The organism is Streptomyces malaysiensis subsp. malaysiensis, assembly GCF_040653035.1.
In the GTDB taxonomy this organism is placed as follows: Bacteria; Actinomycetota; Actinomycetes; order Streptomycetales; family Streptomycetaceae; genus Streptomyces; species Streptomyces malaysiensis.
In genome coordinates this window covers 1-25424 of the sequence record NZ_JBEZNG010000042.1, presented here as the reverse complement: position 1 = coordinate 25424, position 25424 = coordinate 1, and the positions used below count along the sequence as shown (strand labels likewise).

Below are 25424 nucleotides of genomic sequence, written 5' to 3'. Positions count from 1 at the left end.
GTTGGATGATCGCCGCACTGGTTGCGGGCGTCTGGCTGTGGGGCCAGGTCTTCGGCTTCGGCGAGGCCAAGTCCGATGAGCCGCCGTCGCCCAAGCCCTCGGTGTCCGCCCCGGCGGCACCCTGATGGCCCGGCGCCGGCTACGGCTGCGCAAGCCCCGCGGCACCGGCGAGCACATCGCGGCCACAGTCGTCGCTCTGGCCGCGGTGACCTTGCTGTTCCAGATGGTCCTCGCGGCACAGAGCGCAGTGGTCCGGGGGTGGCCGTTCCTCCTCGTTCTGGCTGCCGGTGGTCTCATCTACGGGCTCTGGCGGCTGCTCCGCTCAGCCCGGGCACGGCGGGCCCGGTCCGACCTGCTGGCACGTTTGCGGATCATGCTGGCCGATATCGACGCCATGAACGACAGGGAGTTCGAGATCGCACTGCGGGACCTGCTCATTCGCGACGGCTGGTCGGCCCGAAGGGTAGGCGGCGGTGGCGACCAGGCCGCCGACGTCATCGGCGATCACCCACAGCGCGGTCGGATCGTCGTGCAAGCCAAGCACACCCGCGTGGGCGGGAAGGTGGGGTCATCGGTGATGTACGCGGTGAAGGGGACGGCCGGGCCGGTCCATAAGGCCGATCACGCTGTCGTCGTCACCAACGGGGCCTTCACTCGGGACGCCATGGCGTGGGGTGACCGGCACGGCGTCCACTGGGTTGACCGGGAGAAGCTGCAGCGCTGGGCCGGGAGGGGCGCCGCCCTACACGAACTTCTCAAAGTCTCCGCGCGCTCCCGTCCGAACCGGTTCAGGCGCGCGGCCTGACCGGCGGAGTCCCTGCTCATCATCCATCACATCTGGGGGTGTGGTGTTCGAAGAAGACGGGTCGCTCGACCCGCTGCTGAAGTTCCTGCTGTACACAGTCCTCACGCTGACCGCGGCCAAGATGCTTTGGGAGTGGCTCACCGAGGACGTCAGTCGGTGGATCACCGTTGACCTGTGGGGCCTGATAGCCGATCACCCGTGGTGGACCGGGCTCATCGTCGCCAGCGGGCTGTTCGTGCTTCTCCTGCTCGGCAGGCTCCTGTCGTTCCTGCTCGACGCTGGCATCTATGTCGGCCCTGAGGAGACGTTCGTCGATCCGTCTGACGATTCGGCCGACCCTGATGTGCTGACGTTCAAGATGAAGCAGCTCTCCGCGATGAGTGCGACGGGCTTTGAGCAGGCGTGCGCCGATCTTCTGGTCCGTGACGGATTCCGGGGCCCGCGGCGGGTCGGCGGCGCCGGGGACCTCGGCGTGGATGTCACTGCCCGTGATGGCGAAGACCGTCTCCTGATACTGCAGTGCAAGCAGTACCAGAACCCAGTGGGATCAGGGCACGTGCAGAAGTTCAACGGGACGGCCCGCCTGCACCACGGAGCCGACCTCCCCATCATGATCGCACTGAACAGCTTCACCCAGCCGGCAGTCGACTTCGCCCAGCACCACCAGCTCATCCTCATGGGCCGCCCGGAACTGAAGAGATGGGCCCACGGTCAGCACCTCTACGAGGTCCTCGGCGTTCAGAACACGACACGGTGACGCCACCACACTGCAGCCGCCCCCGCGCGTCCGCCGCTCGGCCTCCTCGGCCGCCAACGATGCGCGTAGCGTGCCCTTCTTCACGGGCACAGACAGAGGATCGCAACCCTGTTCCTGGGTGCTGGTCAAAAAGAGTGACGGTTGCCCTTCGGGACGACCAAGGGTTCGCTACTGTCCCGAGGTGGGTTCCGCCCGCGGTGCTGGCCGCCGTGGGAAGCATGGGGAGGCCGGAGCCCGACGGCAGGGGAGAGCTGCGTGCTTGACGAAAAGAATGTCCTGGAAGCGGTACGGCGACGCATCGAAGAGCGCGGTGAAGCCTCGAAGCTGGGACTGCCGGACACGGCGAAGATCACCTGGCATTCCCTCCTGGAGGGCGAGATCGTGCGGTCCATCGAGACCCGCAGGCAGGAGGAGCGAGAACACTACGGCCCCATCGACCTGTCGGACCGGCCGGAGTACGACACCCTCGCCCGCCACCGCGTCGCCTTGCCGAAGGACCTCACCACGACGCAGACGGTGACACTGGTGCGGCGTGGGTCGGTAACCGAGCGGTCTTGCGACTGCAGCAACGGAAAGACCGCCTGCCCGCGCTGCCAAGGCCGGGGAGATCTGGCGTGTGATCCGTTCACGGCCTGCGCTGCCTGCCGCGGCATCGACTCCTGCTTACGCTGCGACGGCACCGGCACCAGGAACCGCAACACCCCCGACGGCCAGCAGCCGGGGGACGATCGGGCCACCTGTCGCCAGTGCGGAGCACCGGATTCCGCCTGCTCCACCTGCCACGGCCGGGCCCGCGTCCCCTGCCCGACATGCGACGGGCACGGCGTACGGGACTGCCCCGACTGCGACCGGGCCGGGACCGTCCCTCACCAAAGATGCAAAGGCACCGGCAGAACCGTCACATGGATCCAGGGCACGATCAGCCGCAAGCCCCTGACCGAGAAGATCAAGCATCCCAAAACAGGCGTGCCCTACCTGGCCTGGGAGGAGGCACGCAAGAGCGGCGACTGGCACCGGGCCCACCTGACGCACAAAGACACGCTCCCCGCAGATCTGACCGACGCGTTTCGGAATCTCGTGCAGCCCCACCTCGCGCCACGCGAAGGCGAGATCGCCCGGCAGGCCACCTTCACATACCTGCGGCTGGCCCGCGTCGAGGCGCACCAGCACCCGCACCGGGTCTACTACGTTTTCCCCACCAACACCTCACCTCAGGTACTGGTACTGCCCTCGCGGCAGAGAACCTGGCAGATCACCGCAGCGGCCCTGGGAGCCCTGCTGGTGCTCTTCCTTCTTCTGCGGCTCGTGTCGTAGCAGGCCGTATCCGAGGATGTGGTCGTCCAGAGGGAAGGGCCCCTTGGCCAGAAGAGGAGGCGCAGCTCGCCAGCCCTCACGAGACGGCACTCGAGCCAGAGGCGCAGCCCGAGGGGACAGCGACTCTTGCGTCGGCTCGCGCAGGCAGCAAGAGACTGGCCTTCAGATGCCCGCACAGCAGACCACGAGGCCGGTCTTGCCGAGGTCGCGGTCCCGCCGGAGCAGGTGATGGTGACATCGGAAGGGAGCACCACGCGAACGAAAATTTCCATGGCCTAGCAGAAGCCACTCAGCGCGGCCGCGGCCTTCGGTTTTCTGAGCGTGGCCGCCCTCTCTCACTCGTAGCATCAGGGATTCTGCGAATCCTCAGCACAGCTCACTTCGCCTTTGCGGAGACGGAGGCGTGGCGAGGCCGTGCCTGGATAGCTGCCGTCGGCGATGGTCGTGGTCGTGCCGACTGCGGCCGATAGGGTGTTCACCCATGAGTGACGATACGCAACGAGTGGCCGCGGCCTGGGGGCGGATCGAGGCGTGGCTGCGTGAGCACGCTGCTGCTTCGGCCGATGTGCTGCGTCCTCCGGCTGGTGAAGCCGACATCGCGGCGGCGGAGGCGGGGATAGGAGTGGAGTTCCCGGCGGCGCTCGCGGCGTGGTATCGGGTTCATGATGGTTTCGACGAGGGCCATGGTTGTGGGATTTTGCCGTCCGGCATGACGATGTTGCCGCTGACTGACCTGGTGGATGAGTACCGGATGCGTACGCGGGACTGGGAGCGGGAGGCGGGCATTCTGCCGTTCGCGCGGACGGCCGGGGATACCTGGTCCGGATGGTATGTGGACGCGCGGAGGGGTGAGCCCTCTTACGGCGACCTGGGGCACTGGTCGGTCGACGGTGGAGACGATCTGTACCCGTTGGGGCGTGGGGGTTGGCCGCTGGTGGACTGGCTGGAGGAGCTTGCTGCGGCGCTGGAGGAGGGCCGGTGTCTGCACCGGCCGGATGGAATGGACGACAGGCACAGCTGGCCGGTCCTGACCGGCAGCCAGGGGCTGACCTGGGTTGATCCCAGGGATCCACGGCTGTTCCCCGACGGGATGATCAAACTCGACGGTCCCCGTTAGGGCTGGTGGCCCGGGAGCGCGCGGACCCCCTGGACCACCAGCTGGTCGTTTACGGCTCAGGGACGGTGCACTTCACGGTTGCCTTGCCGGCGTCGCAGTGCGCGAACTCGGGGAACTTGACCCAGTACTCGTCCGCGTCCAATAGGTGGTACTTGCCCCCGGCGGCGAAGGCGCCGGAGAAGCTGGCCATGGAAGTGGTGTTGATCCAGCTCGACATGCTGGAGCGCCCGCAGACCTCCTTCCACGTGGGACCGGCTATGCGCTCGTCGTCGTATAGGTGCCACTCGCCTTGCTTTACACGCGTGGCATAGCTCTGCACGCACGCGTCTCCGCTGGCGACCTCGTTCAGTCCGTCCATGGACTTGGGCATGCCGCCGCTGTTGTAGGAGGCGGCGTACGCGAACTCGTCACACGACGCTGTGTCGTTCGGGGCGATGTCCGTCACAACGGTGGTGTCTGGATGCCCGTTCTTGGCTGCCCAGCCCGAGGGGCAGATCACGTCCCGGTTCTTCTGCGGGTCCCGGTTGTGCTGGTTCTTGTCCGCCTTGGGCAGGTACTTCATCGGCTTGCCTGCGGTCATGCTGCCGGGGTGGTTGGGCAGCTTCGACTGGATCAGCCACGCGTGCGCGACCGCAGCCGGGGTCTTCTTGAGTTCATCACCCATGTCGGCTTGTACTTGTGGAACACGCAGCCAGGCCTGGCCGGATCGGCCACCTTGTCGCAGCGGACGTCCAGGTCCGGCGTGGAGGTCCCCATCTCACCCTGGTTCAACTCCGCTGTCGTGTCGGGGGTCCTGATCGACCAGTTCCACACCATCTTCACCGTGGACGTGTCACTGGTATCCGTGCCCGAAGCGGTGTGGGTGAAGGTGGCAACAGCAGGGTGGAGGTCTGTCCCCGTCGTGGTCCATGTCGGGAACCCTCGCCAGATGGGTCCGCTCGTGGAGCACTGCGGCTCACACGAGAATTTCGGAGTAACCGTCAGCGGGCCCCACTCGGATGACTTGCCCTCGAAGTCAACGAACTCGACCGGGAGGAGCGTCCATTCCTGCTGGAACGTGGTCGACTGCGGGTCCAGCTTGATCTGGATGACGGACGCGAACGTGGCCGTGCCGACCAGGATGGTCTGCCCATCCGGCAACTTGCTGTACATGCGACCGTAAAGGGGCGTCGCCTTCTTCATGCAGGCTTCTGTGCGCTTGAACCAGTCCGTGCCCGAGGAGACATCGCTGCACCACTTGACGAGATCAGCCGCATCCCGCGTGCTGCGGAGACGATTCTCCACGGACGCCTGCTGCTTCTTGGTCAGATCGCCGACCTCGCCGACCTCCGCGCAGAGGACCTCGTTGTCGCCGGCGTCCGAGCAGTTCTCACCCGGGGCGGGCCGACCGCTCCTGGCGTTCGGATCGTCGTATTCCCGCTGCGCTTTCTGCGGCTCCTGATAGGCGTCCAAGCCGACCGCGGCAGCGTCCTTGTCTGGCTCCGGCAGCTTGATATCCACCACGCGGTCGCGGATATGGAACGTCGCCCACGGCGACCAGTCGGTCTCATACAGGGTGCCGTCGTAAGCGGAGGTGTGGAAGGCGTAGGTCTTGCCAGGCGCGAGCCACTTGGCATCCACGGTGACCTCAGCAGGCTTCCCGGAGGCAACCATGGGTGAGACTTTGACACCGTATTGGTTGTTTTCGATCTTGACTTGCTTGTCCGGCTTGCCGTCGGCGCCGACCGAGTAGACCTCGAAGGTCAGGTTTGCCTTGTGCCGTCCGCGTCGGTGACGGTGTTACGCAGCACGGCCATGGTCCGGTCGACCTGCCACACCTTGTTCGCGTCCTGCTTGAAGGTCGGGCCCGCGGACGGATTCTTGCCCGAGACTGGCCGGTTGCCGGCCTGGGTTAACGACTCGGGCCCGGCGGCGGGCCTCGACGACGGAGGCGCGTGAGGGTCCGGGTTGGGGGTGAATTCGCTGTCTGCCGCAGTTGCTACCCCCGAGCCCAGCAGCAGAGCGGCTGTGACGATGCCTACGGCGATGCGGCGGAAGACCGCGGAGGGTCTTCTTGCGCGGTAACGGGATAAGTGCACGTGGTTCCTCTCATGCCGGTGCCCCGATGCGGTTGCGGCCCCCCGGGGCGCGGCCTCGTAGGTCTGTTTTGTCGTGCCGCCGCCCTGTCTACGTGGGCTCTGGATCACCGAGCAAGAGAGTCAAATAAGACAAGCGTTTCTCTTGGCAGGTACCAGATGTGAACGGTTTCCAGGGTGGGGCGCACTGGCGGCGAGTCGTTGCGGTTCGCGCCGGCCAGTACCCCCGCCCCAGTGGCAACCTCCACCGTCGACCAGTACCGAGCGCACCAGTCCGCTCTTGCCCCGGTCTACCGGGCTGCGCCCGGTATTCTGGCCGCTGCCAGGGGCTTTCACGAGGCAACCGTCTACCAGGTGATTCTCGAGGTCCAGGCCGATGGCCTCGTGGTAGGCATCCAGCGCCGGCTGGTGCAGCCCCTCGAAGAGGCTCACAGCGATCCACTCGTCCCGTCGAGCCCGCATTGTGGTTGCCGAGCAGGTGTGGTCGGCGTGCTGCTGGTAGGTGCCTCCAAGCATGAGCGGGCTCCCTCGACCCGGTGAGGTGCGGTGCGAGCAGGTGGTCAGGATGGGGGCGGTGAGGTGATGCAGGTGATCGAGCATGTCGGCCAGGGTGTCGTGCTCTTCTTTGTTCGTGGCTTCGAGCACCGGAGTGCGGGCCGCGGGATACTGGACTGGTCCGGGTGGGGAGAGGGTCGGTTCAGGCTCGCGCGGCGAGGGGCACGCTCTCCCGGCAGATAGCTCGTTGCCGTTGAAGTCCCCTCCGTCAAGGCTTACTGGTCGTTTCAGAATGCGATCTGATCTGACCTCTCGGCTGAGACGGCGCTCAGTGGTGCAACGGAACCGGTAACTCTGGTTGCGCGTTGGCTCGACAGGACTTTGGGAGGAGAACCTTGTCGAGCTTGAGCTTCCCGCCGGCGCGGGCGGTCGGACGCGGGGCGGCCTGGTACCGCGGGGACTGCCACGTCCACTCCGTCCACTCGGACGGGGAACTCACTCCTGAAGATTTGGCCGCTCGGGCGCGCTCTGCCGGGCTCGACTTTATGGCGACGACGGAGCACAACTCAGCTGCGGAGCCCGGTGTATGGGGGCATCTGGCTGCCGATGACTTCTTGATCGTTCTCGGTGAGGAAGTGACCACGAGGACCGGGCACTGGCTCGCGCTCGGCATCAACCCCGGCGAGGTCGTCGACTGGAACCACCGGGTCAGGGACGGGCTGATCGATCAGTGCCTGGACCAGGTCCATCGAGTAGGGGGCCTGTGCGTGGCCGCGCACCCGCATGCGCCCTATCCGTCAGGCGACTTCATGTTCCCATTGCGGGGCTTCGACGTGGTGGAGGTCTGGAACGGGCTGTGGACTTCGGACCGGCCCTGGAACGCTGACAACGAGGCTGCCCTGGCAGAGTGGGGGATGAGCCTCGCAGCGGACATCCACACGGGGTCGTGGCGGCCGGCGATGGGCAACAGCGACACCCACTTGGAGGGGCAGATCGGCATCCCTCACACGGTGGTCTTCGCCGAGGAGCTGAGTACGGAGGCAATCCTGACCGGAATCCGTGCCGGCCGCAGCTGGATCGCCGAGTCGGCGGACGTGGACGTATCGTTCACTGCCAATGCCGATGGTCGCGTTGCCGGGGTGGGAGAACAGCTCGCAACTCATGGTGGGCAGGTCGAAGTACAGGCAACAGTGCGAGGTGCCCCGGTGGGGACCGTCAGCTTCCACACCGATCGAGGGAAGGTTCACCGGGCGTCTCTCCCCGGTGATGGGGCAGGTGTCGTGCAGTGGGATACAACGGCGGAGGACTCAGCGTTCGTCCGTATCGAGGTCCGCCACCCCAACGGGCACGTCGCCGCACTGACCAATCCGATTATCCTCGCCTGACCGCTCGTTTCACCGTACGGTGCGTAGGCGACGGAGGCAGATGAGGCTGCAGGCTAGCTCAAGCAGGCTCTGATGGAGGTCGGCGCGTCGTTCGTAGCGGATCCGGAGCCGTTTGAACTGGTGCAGCCAAACAAAGGCCCGCTCAACCACCCAACGGACCTTGCCGAGCCCCGAGCCGTGGGCCACGCCACGTCGGGCGATCATCGGTTTGATGCCGCGCTTCCACAGCATGCGGCGGTACTTGTCGAAGTCATAGCCCCGGTCGGCATACAGGTGCCGCGGCTTGCGGCGAGGCCGTCCTCGCAGCCCCCGGATTGGCGGGACCGCGTCGAGCAGCGGCAGGAGCTGGGTGACGTCGTGGCGATTGCCGCCGGTGAGCCTGACGGCAAGCGGGGTTCCGCGCCGGTCGACTATCAGGTGGTGCTTGGAACCGGGGCGGGCGCGGTCGACCGGCGAGGGGCCGACGTGATCCCCCCCTTTGAGGGCCCGGACATGCGAGCCGTCAACAGCGCAGTGGTCAAGATCCAGCAGGTCGGCGTGGCGCAGCTCGGTCAGCAAGGCTGCGTGCAGGCGCGGCCAGACGCCGGCCTCGGCCCAGTCCCGAAGCCGACGCCAGGCCGTCACCCCGGAGCAGCCGACCATTTCGGCCGGGACATCGCGCCAGGCGACACCGGTGCGCAGCACGTACATGACCCCGGCGAGTGCCGCCCGGTCGGGAACGCGCAGCCGCCCGGGGTAGCGGTGGCGCTGCTCAGGAGCGGGCGGCAGCAGCGGAGCCACGCGCTCCCACAAGTCATCCGGAACAAGATCAGCACCCACCCGGACACCCTGCCCACGAAGGTAACCGGGCACAAAACTTACGACTCAACTCATTCTGAAACGATCAGTTACTGGCTGGTGAGCAGGTCGTGGCGGGTCGGCTGTTCATCCTCGAGTCGGTGGATACCGGCGCCTGTTCCAGTGCCTGGCCAATGACGGTGGGTCTTATCGGTGTGGCCGTCCGCGAGTGGTGGACGGCCACACCAAAGGTCGCCGCCGCTGCAACAGCTGACGACCGAATCCCCTGTTGCGTCGAGTGGCAACGGCCGGGGAAGCCTGGTGTGAAATGTTCGGGCCCGGGCGTCACACGCCCATGCGTGTGCGGGGCTCCGTATGCGCACGGCCAGGGCGGCGCGAAAGAGGGCCTGCTGGATCTCCCCCGTGGACGGCTGGGGTCATCTCCGCCTCCCTTCCGGATAGTTGCTCGGTGCCGTGGCGAGTTACCAGTACAGAGAAGCAGATGAAGGTGGGGGGCACGCAATGCTGATCAAGGCCGCTACGTCGGACAGATGCAGGTGACGAACCCCGCGTCGGGGGTACCGAGGCATCGGGTGACCTGCGGGGCTACCTGATGATGGTTTCAACTCCGGCTGGGACAAGGTGAAATGGAAGCGCATAAGCGCCTTGTCGCCTCATCCCTTGACAGCCGACCATTTCGCTGAGGTCCCGTATTCGCTGCGCTGCAACGCAGCGGATCCCGTGCCGGGGCCGAGTCGAGTGGCAACGAGCCGAGGGAGAAGAATTTGAACAACAAGATTCAGGTTCACGCGCTGTGTGTGGAAGGCCCCGGCCGGACCGGCAGCACTTTGCTACCGGCCCCTGCTGTGGCTGTCGTGATCGTGGTCGTCCTCCTGACCGCTGCGATGGTGACCTGCCGGATGCCGCTGGAGACGGTCATCACCACCATCACCGCCGGTGGTCTCCTCGCGGTGGAGCTCCTCCGCTGCACGATCGCGGCCCTCGCCCCCCGTTCCCGGACCCTGTAGAAGGAGAACCCGGAATGGGGCGCACCCCGAGCGCCCATGGGGAGGCTGATCTCGCCATCGAGCTGGCGCAGTGGCTGCGGTCACTGCGCCGGCAGGCGGGACTGACCTACCAGCAGATGGCGCACACGACACAGGCCGGCTTCGCACCGGCCACGCTCTGGCGGGCTGCCCGCGGTACCACCGTGCCGCGCTGGCCCGTCGTCGAGGCCTTCGCCACCGCCTGCGGTGGCGACCTGGGGCAGGCTCGCCGGATGTGGGTCGCTGCCACAGAGCAGCGCCGCTCCCTCCGCTCAGCCTCGCCGGGTATCCGCGGCGAGCCGGTCCTGCGTCCCGAATTCATCCACACCCCGGCGCAGCTGCTCCAGGCGATGCGCGCCATGCAGGTCGAGGCCGGCGGCCTGTCCTTGCGGGAACTGGAGGACAGGGCGACCTCCCACGGAGTGACACTCCTGCCGCACAGCACCGTGGGGGCGGTACTCCGCGGGGAGCGGATGCCCGCGAAGAGGCTGCTGATCCACTTTGTGGAGGCGTGCGGCGTCTCCCGCGCGCCCACCGGCGCCTGGGAGGACGCGTGGGACCGGGCTGACGCCTACCGCCAGTGGGCCACAGGCAACAGCCGCTCGGACCACCGCGGCGCTCCTGGCGCACGAGAGAGCCACCATCAGCACGTGAGAGCCGCCTGAATGCCCTGGTCAGGCGATTGGCCCCAGCCGCGCTCAGCAGCGGCTGGGGCCTTCGCTGAAGTCCCGGTTTCGTCAGCCCGGTCGACGCGCCGGAGTGAGCCCGGGCGGGCGGACGGCCCTTCCCGCCAGGAGGTGGCTGGTCAGTCGGTCAGGGCCCCGGTAGCCGAGGTCCTTCGTTCGGGAACGGGGTGGTGCCCTCGAAGCGGCCGGGGGAGACCGTCACTTCACGTAATTGCAGTTGTAGTTGCCCTTGCCCGATGTGTATTCGCAGACGGCGAAATGGACATCCTTGACCTGGTGGAGGCTGTTGGCTGTGTCGGTTTCTGAGGGAGTCGTTTCGACGTGACTTCGGGAGTCGTTTTGCGGTGAGCATCAAGATCAATCTCAGTGACTTTTGATGTCAGAAGCTGGTCCTCTCGCTCTCCGCTCCACCGCGTCTGGCCTGCCGTCCACTCCCACTCAAGTCGGCGACCTCTACAGCTGATCTCCCGGCGCATCGCCGCGAGCCGCTCGAACGCGATCACCGCCAACCGGGCGCCCAGGGCTGGTATTCGCTGTTCCCGAACCCGGTCGTCGCCGAATCGCTCCTGGACAAGCTGATCAACACGAGCCACCAGGTATTCATGAACGACCCCTTCTACAGGCCGGACAACGACTCAAGGCCGCGATCACCAAAGCGTGAGTCGGCCCCTGGGCTACCGAGACCGTCGAATCGCTGTTCCGCGTTGCTCAGCCGAGCGGTCCCGTCATCGCGTGCGGCCGTACCGCCGGTTCGAGCAGCGACAACGTCCGCTGCTCTGCATCGAGGGCGGCACGGATACCGACCGGCATCGGCAGATTCGCGCCTGCGTGCCCGACCTCTACGTTGCCCAGGACCGGTATGTCGCGGTCACCGAGGACGTCGAGGACGATCTCGGCCAGGCTCGGAGAGCCGTCGGGCGAATCGAGCCCGTCGATCGCCTCCGGAACGCCCACGACCATGCCGGAGATCCGATCGAGAATCCCGCTGTGCCGCAGTATCTGCAGATAGCTCCACACGTACGATGCCTGGCCGCCCAGCTCCTCCCAGAACAGCACCGCGCCGTCGAAGCATTCGAGCGGCAGCGCGAAAGGCGTCGCCTGCGCCAGCACGATGCGATTGATGACCCCGCCGATAAGCGGACCTTCGGCACGCCCGGCACGCCAGCACTCCCACGACGGGCCGGCGGGCAGCGCACCGATCGGCTCCGTGCCGGTCAGCAGCGTCGAGTACAGCTTCCCCAGTTCCTCCCGGCGGGCCGCGGACGCTCTTTGCCAGTGCCCTCCGAGACCGGGCGTGGCCAGGTCGGCATGGAACCCGACCAGACCCGTGCGCGCGTAGAGCACCAGGTGCAGCAGTGAGATGTCGCTGTAGCCGAGGATCGGCTTGGGGTCGGCCCTGATCGCGTCGAAGTCGATCAGGTCGAGGTATCCGAACACCGTCTGGCCACCGTCGTGCGCGACGATCGCGCGCACCCCGGTATCACGCAGTAGACCGTTGAGCTCCTTGGCGGTCTCGTCCGGCCGAGCCGCGCTCCACCAGCGGTGCCGTCCGGCTTCGAGGAGCGGCGCGAGACGCACACGGAATCCCATCCGTTCGATCTCGGCCACCGCCCGTTCGAGATCGGGCGCGTATCTGGCATCGAGCGGCCCGGACAGCGCCGCGACGACGACGAGGTCTCCGGGCTCCAGGGCGCGAGGGCGCAGCAGTTGAGGCAGTGCGGGATGGGTCACCGAGGCAGTGTCGCGACACCCATGACAACACGCTACTCATTTACCGATCGGCCACCCGGTGGCCCCCCCTGTGTGGCGCCCGGTCAGCTGGCCTGGGTCTGTTCGGCCAGGGCTTTGGTGTGGGCGAGGCGGTAGGACTCGGTGCCGGTCTGAATGATGGCGCCGTTGAAGGTCAGGCGGTCGACGATGGCCGCGCAGAGCCGCGGATCGGTGAAGGTCTTCGTCCACCCGCTGAAACTTTCGTTCGAAGCGATGACGACGCTGTTCTTCTCCTCGCGCTCGGTCAGAACCTGAAACAGCAGTTCAGCGCCCCTGCGGTCAAGCTCCATGTAGCCGAGTTCATCAATGCATAAAAGATCGACGCGGCCGTAGCGGGCGATCGTCTTGGACAGTTGCTTCTCGTCGGCGGCTTCGACCAGTTCGTTGACGAGTTTGGTGGCCAGCACGTAGCGGACGCGGTAGCCGTGCATCGCGGCCTCGGTGCCCAGGGCGATCAGCAGGTGGGACTTGCCGGTGCCGGAGTCGCCGATCAGGCAGAGCGGCTCCCCTTTCTTGACCCATTCACAGGTGGCGAGGGTGTTGACGGTGGCCGGGTCGATGTTGGGATTGGCTTCGAAGTCGAACGCCCGCAGGCTCTTGTCCCGGGGGAAGGAGGCGGCCTTGATCCGGCGCTCGGACCGTCGGCGGGCCCGGTCGTCGCACTCCGCCAGCAGCAGCTCGGCGAGGAACGCCCGATATGACATCTGATCGCGTGCGGCGCCTTCGGCGAGGTCGGGGAACTGCTGGCGGATGGTCGGCAGCCTGAGCATGCGGCATGCCTGGTCGATCGAGGCGGTGGCGGCTTCTTCGGTCAGTCCGCGCTTGCGTGTCATGATCCCTCTTTCTCGCCGGCCGTGCGGCCGTGTCGTTTCAGGAGCTGGTCGTAGTGGGCCACCGACGGCAGCGGCCGGGTGTCGGGCGGGAGGTGGGACAGCTTCCGGTCGGCCAGGAAGGTGACCGTGCCGCCGGTCTCCTCCTGTGGCTGGACGGGATGGGCCAAGGTGGGCTTCGGGGGCTCGGCGAAGGTCTCGCCTTCGGCGGCCTTGCGGGCTTCCAGCGCGACGGCGTCCGCGGTCAGGGCGCCGGCTCGGTGGGCCGCGGCGAGTCCGGCGACGACGTGTTCGTGTTCCATGTGGCGTCCCAGCAGCAGCACCTCGATCAGGGCTCTGGTGCCGGTCGCCTCGCCGTGGGCGGCGCGGGCCGCGGTCCACCAGGCTTCGTGGACGGGGGTGAACTTCCCTGCAGCTTTGGCCTGTTCGGGGGCGGTTGATCCGGGGAAGGCGCCCGGCTTGCGCAGGAGTGCCTCCAGGTAGTGGTCCAGGACCAGGCGGGATTCGCCCCGGCCGCTGAGGCGTTCGTGGTGGGCGACCACGGTGCGGCCGTCATAGACGACCAGGTCGTTGGCGTGCAGCAGCACCCGCAGCTGGCGGCCGATGAAGCGGACCGGGACCGAGTAAGAGTTGCAGCGTACGGTGACCTGGCCGAAGCGGTTGACCCGCGGAGTGAACCAGCGGCCGGTCTCGAACACCTCGCGGGGCAGCGGCCGCAGCAGCGGCTGTTCCTGGGCGAAGTACTCGCCGACGGTGCGAGTCTTCGACCGAAGGCGGCGGCCTTCATCGTCCAGGTCCCACTGGTCGACCATGGCGTTCAGCTCGGTCAGCGAGGCGACCTCGGGGACGGGGACGAAGTGGTTGCGCCGGTAGTAGCCGATCTGGCCTTCGACGCCGCCCTTCTCATGGGCGCCTTCGATGCCGGGACGGCAGTAGAAGGCATCGACGCCCCAGTGCGAGCGAAAGGCCGTCCAGCGGTCGTTCTCCACCCTCGCTCTGGACAGGCCCAGGACCCGCTCGACCGCGGCCCGCAGGTTGTCGTAGCGGATCCGGCCGCGGGGTGTACCGCCCAGCACCCGAAACGCGTGCACGTGCCCTTCGAAGAATGCCTCCTGCCCGCAGGAGGTGAACACCCGGTGCACCGCCTTGCGGGAGTAGGACAGCCGCATCGAGAACAGATAGACCTTGGTCATCTTGCCCGCGAGCACGACGTGCACGTCACCGAAGTCGACCTCGGCCTCCGCCCCAGGCAGATGGGTCTGCGGCACGAACATCGCATCCGGGCCCACCCCGGCCTGCCGGCGGACCTCCTTGCGGCGGTCCTTCACGTAGACGCGGACCATGGAATACGAGATGTCGTCGGCCGCATGGTCCTCGACCAGGCGGTCGTAGATGCGCTGGGCGGTGTGCCGCTGTTTGGGCGGAGCGTCCAGGTCAGCCAGCAGCATCCCGTCGATCAGCGGTTTGTAGGGATCGAGTCGGGACTCCTTGCGCCGTTGTTTCTTCCGTGGCTCGGGCCATTGCCCGTCCAGGGCCCGCCGGACCGTCCTCCAGGTCACGTTGTGCGTGCGCTGAAGCGCCCGCAGCGACATGCCCATCCGGTGATCCCGGCGGATCGCCGCGTACAACTCGACCTTCGACTACGAGTTACCCATGAGGCCCCCAGCGGGAGAAGCACACCTCACAGTCCCACCGCAAGCCCCCAAGCGACGTCAAAACAAACTGACATCGCAAACTCGGTCAGATGGTGACTCCCATAGTCACATCGAAACGGCTCCCGCAGTCACGCTCATAACCAGGCTGTCGTAGCTGGAGCACTGGGTGAACAGCCATTTCGCTGTGCCGGCGGGGAGCGCGTTGAAGTCGGCCGTGGTGGCCAGGGTGCGGCCGGTGGTGTGCGTGCGGGCGGTGAGGTAGGCCTGGTGCCAGCGCAGTCCTCCCGCCGGGTTCCAGTGAGGATCGATGGCTTCCAGGGCTTTGGTGCGGTCGGTGGGTAGTTTTCCTCGGTTGGCGCGGCGGCGTTGGGCGCGCAGCCAGGCGCCGAGGCGGTAACCGTCGTGGCGGGCGGGCTCGGGGACGGCGAGGTTGCCGTGCTGCCTGGCCCAGGCGCGGGCGTGGGCGAGACCGGCTGTGAAGGCTGCGGCTTGGGGGATGCGGCGGGGCTGGGCGGCACGGGCGTCTTCGGCGGTGAGACCGAGGTCGGCCAGTAGCTGTTGCTGGTGGGGGTGGAGGTTGTCGTAGACGGTGCACTGGTTGTAGAGCCACTGTCCGGTCCAGTCCGGTGTGCCGGGGAAGCCCTGGTTCGGGGCGAGGGCGGGGCCGGGGGTGAGCTGTGCGCGGGCGGCCTGGTAGCGGCGCTGCCATTTCATGCCCCAGGGCGGGTTCCAGTACGGGTCGATGCGGGCGAGGGCTTCTTCGTGTGGCCAGGGGGTGTCGAAGAGTTCGCGGTGGAGGTTGGCCTGGTGCCGTTGTCGGACCAGCCAGCGGCCGAGGGGGAATCCGGCGTGGTGGGTGGTGCGGGGGAGGTCGAGGGTGCCGTGTTCGGCTGCCCAGGTGCGGGCGTAGTGCAGGCCGGTCTCCATGGCCGGGTGTCGGGTGGCCGGGTTGGGCACGGCGGTGGCGGCGAGGGGTTTGGTGAGGCCGAGGCGGGCGAGGAGGTGCTGCTGTCCGGGCTGGAGGGCGGTGTAGTTGACGCACTGGGTATACAGCCACTGCCCGGTGAGGTCGTCGAAGTTGCGGAATCCGGCTTCGGGATCCAGGCGGCTGCCCGCGGCGACGGCGGCGTGGGCGATGTGGTGTTCGCGTTGCCAGTCGGTGGGCCAGGGCGGGTTCCACCGGGAGTCGATGTCGGTCAGTGCCTGGTTGAGTGCGGGGTCGAGTTGGCCGCGCCGTGCGCGTACTCGCTGGCTGTGCAGCCATTTGCCGATGGGGAAGCCGTCCTGGCGCGCGGAGGTGGGGGCGCACAGGTGGCCATGTTCGTTTCCGTAGGCGCGGACGTGGTCCAGGGCGGTGCGCCGGGCTGCTTTGAGATTCCGGCGCCTGGGCGCTGCGCCACGCGCTCGTTCCTGCGTGATGTCGAGGTCGGCGAGGAGGCGTTGCTGTCCGGGGTGGAGGCTGCTGTAGCTGGTGCACTGCTCGTAGAGCCAGGTGCCGAGATTTTCGGTGGTGCCGGGGAATCCGCGTTCGGGGGTGAGCGGCTGCCCGGTCTGTGCCAGTGCTTTGGCGCGGTGGTAGATGCGCTGCCACCACAGGTTCCAGGGCGGGTTCCACCACGGGTCGAGGGCGTCGAGGGCGGCGGCGCGTTCGGGAGCGAGCTCGGGTCCTGCGGTGCGCTGGTTGGCGAGCCACAGGCCGACGGCGAATCCGTCGACCCGCACCGTGTTGGGCGCGCACAGGTGGCCGTGCTCGGCGGCATAGGCACGGGCATGGCGCAGTCCACGCGCGAACCCCTGGGCAGCGTCTTCGGTGCTGTCTGGGAGCGGCGCAGGCTTGGGCTGCACGGGTGTCCTGCCCCGGTCACTGCTTTCCGCCAGGAGCTGGGAGACCGGGGCGGGCCGGTGGGGTGGGGGGACGCGCCACATGCTGCGCGTCTTCGGTTTGTGCCCGGCACGGGTGCGGACACAGGCGCGCACCCAGGCGTTCAGCGGCCCGGTTGTGACCACACTGAGGCGACCGGCGATCCACGGCCGCTCAAGACGCTGGGCCAGTTCGTCGACGAGGTGGGGGACATCGGCGAGCGAGTGCGGCTGATGCCGGCCCGCCTCGTCGAGCAGCCGCTGCTGTACACCCGCATCCGCCAGGGCTGCGGCCAGTGTGACGGCTTCGGGATAGGTGACCGCGTCCCGCGCCGCCGTACGCCATGCGAGGCCGTTGCCCGCGGCCATCAGCCGCAGCCGGTCGGGCCAGATGATCTCTTCCGGCCAGGGCTCGTCCCACCATGAGGCGAGAATCGCTTGCGCCGTAGTGAACGCTTCGGCCGCATGCGGGCAGCGCCGCAGCAGCCGTGCGTGACGGCGCTGGGCCGCTGCGATCTGCGGCACGTGCCGCAGATCCAGCTGCCCGGGCCCGGCCGTCGCTCCGTCGACGACGGGTGCTTCCAGCATCCAGCACTGGTGTTTGACGCATACCCGTGCGTGCGGCAGGAGGTAGCGGCGTGCTGTATCCCGGCCCTGTGTGGCCCTCGCGGTGCAGGCCCGGCACCCGGGGCCGGTCGGCGGGATGGTGGCGGCGGTGCGGACCCAGGCGGCCGGCCCGCTCCCCAGCCTCCTCGAGGGGACTTCCCGGTCCCAGGCTGGCAGGGCATGGCGCAGGTGTTCTTCGGACATGCGGCAGAAGGCGGTGACCACCGCCCTGGCCTCGGTGTTGAAGACGACTTCGCCGTCGGGCCGCACGGTGAAGAGGTTGGGGCGTCGTCCCACGTCCACGAGCGCGCCGATGAGTTCTTTGGCCGTGAGCCGGTAGCGGGAGGCGACCCGGCTCATGTAGGACAGCGTCGTCTCGCCGTGCAGCGGCGCTACCCGCACCGCGCCCCAAGCCCCTCTGTGCCCGCAGAGTTCGAGCTGCTCGCGCTGTAGTGGCTGCGCCTGCTGCGCGCTGATGGCCTCCGTCACCGCCGCTCCGACCTGTCAGGATCCCGCGTTGTGACTGCGTGGGCGCGGGAGGCGTTTTCTGGGCAGGCGGGCTTGCTGTTCGGCGCGGATATCGAGCTGGATGCCGGCCAGGAGTTTCTTGGTGATCTTCTCGCTCCCGTCGAGCAGGGCGGTCAGGGCGGCTTCGCGGATGAGGTGGGAGAGGCTGCCCATGACGCCGCCGCTGCGCTGGTGGAGGTACTCGGCGTGCCGCGCCAGGGTGTGCGGGGTGTGGTGGCGCAGGGGAGCGCGGTGTTGCGGACCAGGGTGAAGCGGCCGGCGAGCTGGGCGCCACGCGGCCCGGTGAGCAGGGGAGAGGCCTCGACGTCGACGCCTGCGTAGACGAAGGTGGCGGGGATCCGCTCGCCGAGGTGTTTCATCTGGTCGGAGGTCTCCGCGCCGGACCGGGTGCGGGTGTCGAGCAGGTGGACGTCGTCCACGAGGACCAGCTTCGTCTCCAGCAGGCACAGCAGATGGCAGACGGCGTCGGTGATCTGTGCCTGGTTCATGCGGGCTGCGATGGGGATGCCGAGGAACCGGGCGAATTCGCTGACCAGCATCTTGGGTGTGGAGGCCGGGGGGACGGCCAGGAAGACGACGGGCAGGCGGTCCGTGCGGCCGGGGTGCCGACGCTGCTCGGCGAGTTCGAAGGTGCGCCCCATTTCCAGCAGAGTGGTGGTCTTGCCGGTGGTGGGTGGTCCGGAGACGATCAGGCCGCGGCGTGCGGTGCCCTGCTGGCGCGGTTGAGGAGCATCAGGCGCCGCAGCGACAGGGAGATGCGTTCCATGGCCGGGGTGGTCAGCACGACGAACCGGGAGTGGTAGTCCAGCCGTTCCTCCAGCGAGCAGTCCTCGTCCGCGGCCGGATGGGGCTGCAGCGGGGGAGTGGCGACGAACTGCTGCCAGCCGTCCCGCGTGGTCGGCGGCGCGTACGCCGCGACCCTCGCTCCCTCGTCACGTGTGCTGTGCACAGGAGTGTCTGTCACCACTGTGCTGCCTCCTGGCGGGCGTCATAGATCCGGGACGGGCGCGGAGCCTGGGCGGGGGAGTCCGGCCGTCCGTGTCCGCAAGGCGCGCCGGGGTTTGCGGCGCCGGAGAGGTCGTCGTCCTCGTCCCAGCTGTCCTCGAACCGTGTTTCCCCTTCCTGATCCTCTTCCTCCAGCGGGGCGAAGGCACCCACCAGGCCGTAGGAGAGGGTTGGAGCCGCCACAGGGTCCGGGGCTGCCTGCGGCGAGGCCGGTTGGGCCAGCGACGCTGCGGCACTGGCGCGCGCCGCCACCGTCTGCTCGCGGCGAGTTCCGGCACCGCTGCTCGCGCGCCGCAGGAGGCAGTCCAGGGACTGGGCGAGCTGCCGCTCGTGCTCGACACGGTCGCCGCGGCGCTCGACCACGGCATGGATGTGCCGCCAGGTGAAGTCGGTGAACGGCAGGCTGACACAGCCGCGGTGGATCCACGGCACCTCTTCCCATCCGCTGGGCAGCCGCACCCAGATCTGATTGGGGTCGTAAGGGTTGTGATGCACCTCCCATCGGCCGTCCGGCGCGGCCGACCGGTACCCACGGTGCGGATTGAGCACCTTGTGGTCGTAGGTGCGGTAGTCGAAGCGGATGCCGTACGCGTTGACGGCCACCCGCTTGACGGGCATGAGCTCGATGTAGTCGTCCGCGCTCAGCGACACCGGAACATAGCCGGTGACTCCCGCGAGCGCGCCCCACATCTCGTTCGGCGACAGGGCGAGCTTCGGCGCCAGGGGATGGCGCAGCGACGCGTGCGGACGGTGCTGCCAGTCGGCGACGATCCACTCATCCAACAGCTCCTGCACCTGCGCGAGCGTCCAGCACGCCTCGTCCTCGACCCGCGTGCCGCGCCGGGTGACATCCGAGCCGGTGTAGCCGGCCACGTACTGGGAGAACCGGTCCCCGATGGTGCGGAACGTCCGCTCGACATGGCCCTTGGCCGGGCCGTTGGCAGGCGGCGCCGGCTGCACCGACACCCCCAGGCTCTCGCACGCGGCAATGAAGGAACCGGAGACGAACACCCTGCCCTGGTCGACCACCACCGTCTCCGGCATGATCACCGGCCGGGCCGCCGCCCCTTCCAGCCGCGCATCCAGCGACACCAGCCGCTCATAGGGGATGACCGACCGGGACATCGCCAGCGCCGCCTCCCACCCGGCGCGCATCCGCATGGGCGTGACCATCTGCGCCAGCAGCACCGCCGCATCCACCGATCTCGTGCCCACCGGACGCACCACCGCAGCACAGATACTGCGCGTTGCCACATCCAACGCGATCGACAGCTCAACCGGCCCCCTCACCCCGTCGGCGAGCACCACCAGCACATCCAGCGGCGTACTGTCCAGCATCACCAGCTCACCCGGCCGCAGCGCCACAGTCGGGGTGAACGGAGGAGCCGGCCGCGAGGTGCGCCGCCGCTGCTGCGCCGCAGACCCCAGCAGCCCATGGCCATCGGCGAGCGCGTGCACCAGCCGGTTGAACGTCGTCACCGGCGGCACCTCCACCACGCCCGGACCATGGGCCTCCTCCAGAACCCACCCGACCATGCGCCGCAGCCGGCTCAGCGTGCCACTGGAACGCTCCCGCTGCGCCTCCAGCACCTGAGCGATCGCAGCGACCACCCGCTCATCGGCCCGCCCCACCACAGAACGCCGCCGGGCCGTGCGCTGGTCGACCAGCCCCCACAGCCCCTTCTCCCGGTAACGGGCCCGCATCCGCCGCACGGTCACCGCACTCGTCGGCTGCCCGTCCGCAGTCAGCTCCGCTGCCTTGGCCTCCTGCCGCTCCGCCAGGGTCCGTTGCGCCGGATCGAACTCCGCCCGCGGCACACCGCCCTGCCCCGGCACCGGAAGGCCGGTCTCCACCTCGCGCACGTGCCGCTCCCAGGCCTCAGCCCGCTCGCGTGCCTGAACAGGCAGTTCCTCCAGGAGCCCGAACGGAGGCACCCGGGGGCGGGGTGCTCCTACGAGTTCGAAGTCAGGAGCGGCGAACAGATAGTTCACCAGCGCCGTTGCCGTGGAGTTGTCCGAGCCGACCAGCCGTACACGAGCCCCTTCGAGTATCACCACAGTCCAGGAGTGGCCCTCGAACCGCACCTTGCTCCCCACCTCAAGTACTGCCGCCGTCACGCAGACGCCCACTCGCCCGGGCCTGCTGTCACGGTCACCCGTTCATGCAAGGGCTCGTTCAGCGGGGCTGACAGCGCCCCGGTCCATAGGGCGTGGAAGAGGGCCGGGAGGACCCTGATGGTGTCCCCGAGGTCACTCGCTCCTTCGATCAGCGGCCGAGGACGGGCAAAGACCTGCACCGCTTCTTCCAAGAGCGCGGTGTCCCGGTAGCGAGGGTGCCGGTATCCCGACAGCCAGCCCAGGTTGGCAGCGACAACCGGTTCGGGAGGCAAGGCGACCCTGTACTGCCATCCCACCGTACGTGCAGCCGCTGCTATGACGTCAGCACGGTGTGCGAGCCGGGGGGAGATCTCCCCCGCCCGGCGCAGTCGAGCAGCAGGCCCGTGCCGTCGCTGAGCCGTGCCATCAGATGCGGCGCATGCGACACCACGGTCCCATCAGATCCCCGCCAGGACAGCTCCACAGGGCGGCATGCCATCGCCATGACCGAAGGATCATGGTCCAGCAGCATCACCTGGGTGCGCATGACACCCGACCCGTAGTGCACCAGCCGTCCGGTGGTAGCCGACCACCACCAGCCCGGCGCGAAACGACGGCCAAGCCGCAGGGGAAACGGACGTACTGGGCCGCAGTCCTCCACGCACACGACGCGAGCGGCTTCGCCCCACGGCATCCGCTGTTCTCCACCGTAGGGATCCAGGAAACGGGCGCTGTACAGACCGGGATCAGCAACCGCCCGGTGCGCTGAGGAGCCTTGCTGCCACACGCGCCATCAACCGACGCGCATCCCATCAGGTAATGGCTACAAGGCGAGCTGCTCCATCACACCCATTCCACGCCCAGCTCCCGCAGCGCGTCCAGCTGCTCGGTGGTGAGCTTGTTCCGCCTCGATTTGGTGTTCGAGACCCATACGCCCAGTTTCACGATCACCGGTTCCGTCTCGCCGTCGACCGTGATCTGTTCGCTGGCCCCGCGGGGCACCGGCCGGTCGCCCTCGCGCTCCACCCACTGCGTGAGGGCCTCCAGGCCGCGCTGGAACGCCTGCTGCGCCTTGCTCAGGCCCTTCGTCGCACGAGCGGTTGCCGGGGCGGGAGAAGGGGCCTCAGCGCCCTTGATGCCCAGCGCGGTCAGCCGCTCCCGCTGCTCGGTCGACAGCTGTGCCCAGGTGCCTGGCTCCTGCTGTCGCCACCGCCACTTGCCTACGTCATCGCCCTCGAAGACGACGCCCGGCGCGATGTAGGGCAGGACGCCGTCGGCGTCGACCAGGTCAGCGAGCACCCGGTAGTGCCTCTGCCAGTCCAGCGGCCACGGGCAGTCCCAGTCCGGGTCGATCGCGGTCAGCTGCGCCGCGCGCTGGCGGGCCCGCTCCGCGTCCTTCCCGAGGCCGCCCTTCCGGCGCAGGTTCGCCAGATGCTGGCCGATCGGCACCATCGCCTCGCCCTCGCCCCACACCGCGTCCTGCCGGGGCGCGAGGTGCCCGGTGGCCCGCCGGTAGGTCCGGAGCGCGGCGAGCTTGGTCTCCCACGCTTCCTCGCCCGGTTCCCACACCATCCCGGCCTCGTCCAGCAGCTCCTTGCGGTGGGAGTCGAGTTCTCCGGCCCGCTGCGCTTTTCGCTGCTGGTGCACCCACCTGCCCAGGGGGAAGTCCGTCGTCGCGCCTACGGTCGCCTCGGTGTCGTAGGGGACGGCGTGCAGGCCGGTGATCTTGTTCTCCTCGCGCCAGCGCAGCAGAGCCTGGTAACCCTCCAGCCACACCAGGGACTCGGGTTTGATGACGCGGCAGCGGGCGAGTGCGGCGATGTCGGCGGCGTTCCGGGGCTGGGCGAAGTTGACCACGATCGAGGTGACGCGGTCCACCTCCTGCTGCGTCTCATCAGCCGGTTCCTCCCCCTCGCCGCTGTCGGCCCCTGCGGCACCGCGATCGGGACGGATGTGGAGGCGTCGGTGCTCTGTGCCGCGGGTCAGGGCGCGGGAGGCGAGCTGCTCGACCATGCGTTCCGAGTGCGAGCGCAGGGCCTGGAGGATGTCGACCAGGGGCTGGTAGCTGGCGGAAGCGACCATGTCCTTGGGATCCTCGCCAGGGGCGAGGAAGACAGGGATGATGATCCGCGCGGTCTTCACGCTGCCGTCAGGGTTGGGCCGCAAGGCACGTCCGATATTTTGGACGACGTCGACCTGGGAGCTGCGGGAGCCGACGATGCATACCGCCTCTACCCCGCGCAGCCCGGTGATGTCGACCCCGACTCCGAGCGCACGCACGGATGCGAGGAACGCCCGGTGCACCCGCCGGTTCTCGGCGTTGATGCCATTGGCGAACTGGTGGATCACCTCACGCCGGTGAGCGATGGGGTGATCCCCGCACAGCCAGTCCGCCCACACCCGGTCCGGCGGGACATGACGACCGTCCTCCAGCTCGTACAGCTCGGCGTCGATGGAGGAGGCAGGCAGCTCCTCCGCGTCGGCGAGAGCGGCCTCGGACGCCTCGGCCGCATGCAGCTCGGCGGCGGTCGCCGGCATCTGCTCGGCGAAAGCCTGCGCCTCCTCGACCCGCTGATGGAAGGTCATGACCGTGTGCAGGTTCTTCTGCGCCGAGTGCTCCAGCAGTGCGGCTTGGAGCAGCGCCAGGCGCCGGCCGCGCAGCGCGTCCTCCGAGAGTCCGAGGATGGGGTCGGGGTCGCGGATCTCCAGCACGTCGATCTCGAACCCCGCGAGGATCGAGCGTTCCACCGCTTCCGCCAGCCCAAGGTCAAAGATGCTGGTGCCGTAGGTGACCGAGTCGGCCTCCATCGAGGCGATCACCAGCTCCTGGTCGTCCCGGCCCCGTTGGGGCCGCGGCGCGGCAAGGATCCGCGGGGTGGCGGTGAGATAGAGCCGGAAGTCGATCGGGACGCGAGCGTTGTCGTGGATCACGGCCCAGGGGCGCCCGATGTCTCCAGCGGTCATGTGCGCCTCGTCCAGGACCGCGAGGTCGAACCTGTCCATCTGCTGCCCGTACAGGCGCTCCCCGCCCGCCAGAGCGGCCTCCAGCGGCCCGCGAACGGTCCGCTGACCCGACGGATCCTCCGGATCCTCGCGGTCTACCAGCGAGGCGTACGTCGCGAACACGACCACGGGCCCCTCACCAGCCCACAGGGCAAGCCGGATCGGGTTGGTGGTGCTGCGCACCCCAAGCTGCTCCAGGACCTCGTCCTTGCCCACCGAGCAGACCGCGACCATAGGCGCACGGTGCCCGACCCGGCGCCAGGACTGGGCGCTCTGCACGATCAGGTCCACGGTGGGCACCATGACGAGGATCCGGCCGTCCGGGAAGCACTCCAGCGCGGACGCGGCAGCCGTGATCGTCTTCCCGGACCCGGTCGCGGACACCCCCATGGCACGTGCCCCCTCCGGCGGCACAGATGATCGTGCAGGGAATCCCACCCACCTGCGAAACGCCGACCACTGATCTACCTGGTGTTCCTTGAGCTGAATCGCTGACATTTCCGCGCCTCCCCAATGCCTAAATTCCCGTGGTCTTTCAGATAGCCGCGTGCGGAGTGCGGGCCGCACCCAAGTCGTTCCAGATCGACGCATCCGCCTTGTGCCAGCCGCCGGGCTTTCCGTCCTTGAAGGCCGGCTTGCCGTCCGGGTCGTAGTGCCCGGCATCGCGCGTGCAGACGATAACGCCTTCGCCGCTGTCCACCGTTCGCGCGGTGCACAGACCGCCAGCCTCGCCCAGCGCCTCCAGCACCCGGCGCCGCGCCGTGGTGTTCGGATGCGTGCGTGGCAGCACCGTCTCCCGGACGAACGCCTCCAGCCGCACCAGGTCGGCCCGTTCACGCTGCCGCACGTCCGTGATGTGTACGGCCAGCTCAGCAGCCCCGGCCGACCGACCGCCGCGCCGCACCCAGTCCCGGTCCGCGATGCCCACCAAGGCATCGCTCACCGCCGTCACGCCCGCGTACCAGCCCTCCCCGAACCCTTCGCCCCTGGCGCCCGTGTACACGTCCTGCTCCACGACCTCGCACTGCGCCCCGGCGACCGAACCGGCCTCCAGGTCGTCCGCCTCACTCGCGGGCAAGTCCTGCGCCTCCAGGAGCGCGAACAGCTTCAACCGGGCGTTCACGCCCGCTGTCTGGTACTGCGTCACCCGGCTCACAGAATCGCTACTCAGGGCGGGATCGGGTCCGGCAGATTCGTAGTGACTGGTCAGCTGCGGTCGTTCCTCTCGGAAATTTGAGGTGGTTGGGGGTGTCTCGTGTTTTCGCCAACGGTACATGCTGCATCAACTTGATGCACGCGCTGCACCGGAGCCCACCCGAACGAGCGACCCCCACGCTTCCTAGCCCGCCCGGCCCGCGTCAGCGGGCCCCGACGGTCCTGGAGGCGCAGCCGGAAGGACCGCCGGGCGGGGAGCGCAGCGAATCCGCCTTGCCCGGACTGGAGCGAAGCGGAAGTCCGGGGCCCGGGAGCGCAGCGGACGGGCCGTCAACCGGACTGCGCAGCAGTCCTCCGCTCCCGCGGACGCGAGCCGGACCGCCGCGCCTCAGTCCCAACCGGCGGCCTCAGTCCCAACTGGCGTGGAGGGGCTGGCCCTCCGCGTAGCCCGCGGCGCT

17 protein-coding genes and 3 pseudogenes are annotated in these 25424 nt (G+C 68.4%); 7 read left to right on the top strand and 13 right to left on the bottom strand.

Going from position 1 to position 25424, the window contains the following annotated elements; translation table 11 throughout:
• Positions 1-124: 124 nt before the first annotated feature.
• The 4 genes from AB0E24_RS42405 to AB0E24_RS42390 all read left to right on the top strand — a co-directional run bounded on the left by AB0E24_RS42405 (position 125) and on the right by AB0E24_RS42390 (position 3993).
• Positions 125-805: a restriction endonuclease gene (locus tag AB0E24_RS42405; RefSeq protein WP_359385116.1), complete on the top strand. Its 681-nt coding sequence runs from the start codon at positions 125-127 to the stop codon at positions 803-805.
• A gap of 40 nt (positions 806-845) precedes the next feature.
• Complete coding sequence (locus tag AB0E24_RS42400; protein WP_359385114.1) at positions 846-1562, top strand: restriction endonuclease; 717 nt, start codon at positions 846-848, stop codon at positions 1560-1562.
• Between the two features lie 255 nt (positions 1563-1817).
• A complete protein-coding gene (locus tag AB0E24_RS42395; RefSeq protein WP_359385112.1) occupies positions 1818-2876 on the top strand; it encodes a hypothetical protein in 1059 nt (352 codons plus the stop codon).
• 481 nt (positions 2877-3357) lie between these two features.
• Positions 3358-3993, top strand: coding sequence for an SMI1/KNR4 family protein (locus tag AB0E24_RS42390; protein WP_359385110.1), 636 nt, complete (start codon positions 3358-3360; stop codon positions 3991-3993).
• Positions 3994-4042: 49 nt separating this feature from the next.
• On the opposite strand, the gene AB0E24_RS42385 is transcribed toward AB0E24_RS42390, so the two are convergent.
• From AB0E24_RS42385 to AB0E24_RS42375, 3 genes and pseudogenes are all read right to left on the bottom strand, one after another.
• The gene (locus AB0E24_RS42385) at positions 4043-4657 is read right to left on the bottom strand and encodes a hypothetical protein (protein WP_359385108.1); all 615 of its coding nucleotides are present in this window, start codon (positions 4655-4657) and stop codon (positions 4043-4045) included.
• Positions 4606-5646, bottom strand: coding sequence for a hypothetical protein (locus AB0E24_RS42380; protein ID WP_359385106.1), 1041 nt, complete (start codon positions 5644-5646; stop codon positions 4606-4608). The genes AB0E24_RS42385 and AB0E24_RS42380 overlap by 52 nt, the downstream gene beginning before the upstream one ends.
• A 592-nt stretch (positions 5647-6238) precedes the next feature.
• Positions 6239-6587, bottom strand: a pseudogene (locus tag AB0E24_RS42375) (IS5/IS1182 family transposase); the annotation flags it as partial.
• Between the two features lie 341 nt (positions 6588-6928).
• Here AB0E24_RS42375 and AB0E24_RS42370 point away from each other — a divergent pair.
• On the top strand, positions 6929-7948 hold the full coding sequence (locus AB0E24_RS42370) for a CehA/McbA family metallohydrolase (RefSeq protein ID WP_359385103.1): 1020 nt from the start codon (positions 6929-6931) through the stop codon (positions 7946-7948).
• Between the two features lie 9 nt (positions 7949-7957).
• On the opposite strand, the gene AB0E24_RS42365 is transcribed toward AB0E24_RS42370, so the two are convergent.
• Positions 7958-8767, bottom strand: coding sequence for an IS5 family transposase (locus AB0E24_RS42365; protein WP_359385101.1), 810 nt, complete (start codon positions 8765-8767; stop codon positions 7958-7960).
• Positions 8768-9510: 743 nt separating this feature from the next.
• Here AB0E24_RS42365 and AB0E24_RS42360 point away from each other — a divergent pair.
• Together AB0E24_RS42360 and AB0E24_RS42355 are read left to right on the top strand one after the other, a co-directional pair.
• Positions 9511-9753, top strand: a complete 243-nt coding sequence (locus AB0E24_RS42360; RefSeq protein ID WP_359385099.1) for a hypothetical protein — start codon at positions 9511-9513, stop codon at positions 9751-9753.
• A gap of 14 nt (positions 9754-9767) precedes the next feature.
• Positions 9768-10436, top strand: a complete 669-nt coding sequence (locus AB0E24_RS42355; RefSeq protein WP_359385097.1) for a helix-turn-helix domain-containing protein — start codon at positions 9768-9770, stop codon at positions 10434-10436.
• Between the two features lie 729 nt (positions 10437-11165).
• Here AB0E24_RS42355 and AB0E24_RS42350 read toward each other — a convergent pair.
• The 9 genes and pseudogenes from AB0E24_RS42350 to AB0E24_RS42310 form a co-directional block, all read right to left on the bottom strand.
• Positions 11166-12188, bottom strand: a complete 1023-nt coding sequence (locus AB0E24_RS42350) for a S66 peptidase family protein (RefSeq protein WP_359385095.1) — start codon at positions 12186-12188, stop codon at positions 11166-11168.
• A gap of 83 nt (positions 12189-12271) precedes the next feature.
• Positions 12272-13060: an IS21-like element helper ATPase IstB gene (istB, locus tag AB0E24_RS42345; protein ID WP_102935628.1), complete on the bottom strand. Its 789-nt coding sequence runs from the start codon at positions 13058-13060 to the stop codon at positions 12272-12274.
• Positions 13057-14685, bottom strand: coding sequence for an IS21 family transposase (istA, locus tag AB0E24_RS42340; RefSeq protein ID WP_359385092.1), 1629 nt, complete (start codon positions 14683-14685; stop codon positions 13057-13059). The genes istB and istA overlap by 4 nt, the downstream gene beginning before the upstream one ends.
• A 132-nt stretch (positions 14686-14817) precedes the next feature.
• The gene (locus AB0E24_RS42335; RefSeq protein WP_359385090.1) at positions 14818-17667 is read right to left on the bottom strand and encodes a Helicase associated domain protein; all 2850 of its coding nucleotides are present in this window, start codon (positions 17665-17667) and stop codon (positions 14818-14820) included.
• Between the two features lie 15 nt (positions 17668-17682).
• Positions 17683-18655 (bottom strand): annotated as a pseudogene (locus AB0E24_RS42330) (TniB family NTP-binding protein).
• Positions 18656-18666: 11 nt separating this feature from the next.
• Positions 18667-20829: a TnsB C-terminal domain-containing protein gene (locus tag AB0E24_RS42325; RefSeq protein WP_359385088.1), complete on the bottom strand. Its 2163-nt coding sequence runs from the start codon at positions 20827-20829 to the stop codon at positions 18667-18669.
• Positions 20826-21502 (bottom strand): annotated as a pseudogene (locus AB0E24_RS42320) (TnsA-like heteromeric transposase endonuclease subunit). Before AB0E24_RS42320 ends, AB0E24_RS42325 begins: the two are co-directional and overlap by 4 nt.
• 149 nt (positions 21503-21651) lie before the next feature.
• Positions 21652-24309, bottom strand: a complete 2658-nt coding sequence (locus AB0E24_RS42315) for a DEAD/DEAH box helicase (RefSeq protein WP_359385086.1) — start codon at positions 24307-24309, stop codon at positions 21652-21654.
• Between the two features lie 37 nt (positions 24310-24346).
• Complete coding sequence (locus AB0E24_RS42310) at positions 24347-24958, bottom strand: hypothetical protein (protein WP_359385084.1); 612 nt, start codon at positions 24956-24958, stop codon at positions 24347-24349.
• Positions 24959-25424: the final 466 nt, after the last annotated feature.

Coding starts and splice junctions, on each gene's coding strand:
- AB0E24_RS42390 (WP_359385110.1), top strand. CDS start 3,358: ATGAGTGACGATACGCAACGAGTGGCCGCGGCCTGGGGGCGGATCGAG.
- AB0E24_RS42380 (WP_359385106.1), bottom strand. CDS start 5,646: ATGGTTGCCTCCGGGAAGCCTGCTGAGGTCACCGTGGATGCCAAGTGG.
- AB0E24_RS42385 (WP_359385108.1), bottom strand. CDS start 4,657: ATGGGTGATGAACTCAAGAAGACCCCGGCTGCGGTCGCGCACGCGTGG.
- istB (WP_102935628.1), bottom strand. CDS start 13,060: ATGACACGCAAGCGCGGACTGACCGAAGAAGCCGCCACCGCCTCGATC.
- AB0E24_RS42355 (WP_359385097.1), top strand. CDS start 9,768: ATGGGGCGCACCCCGAGCGCCCATGGGGAGGCTGATCTCGCCATCGAG.
- AB0E24_RS42405 (WP_359385116.1), top strand. CDS start 125: ATGGCCCGGCGCCGGCTACGGCTGCGCAAGCCCCGCGGCACCGGCGAG.
- AB0E24_RS42315 (WP_359385086.1), bottom strand. CDS start 24,309: ATGTCAGCGATTCAGCTCAAGGAACACCAGGTAGATCAGTGGTCGGCG.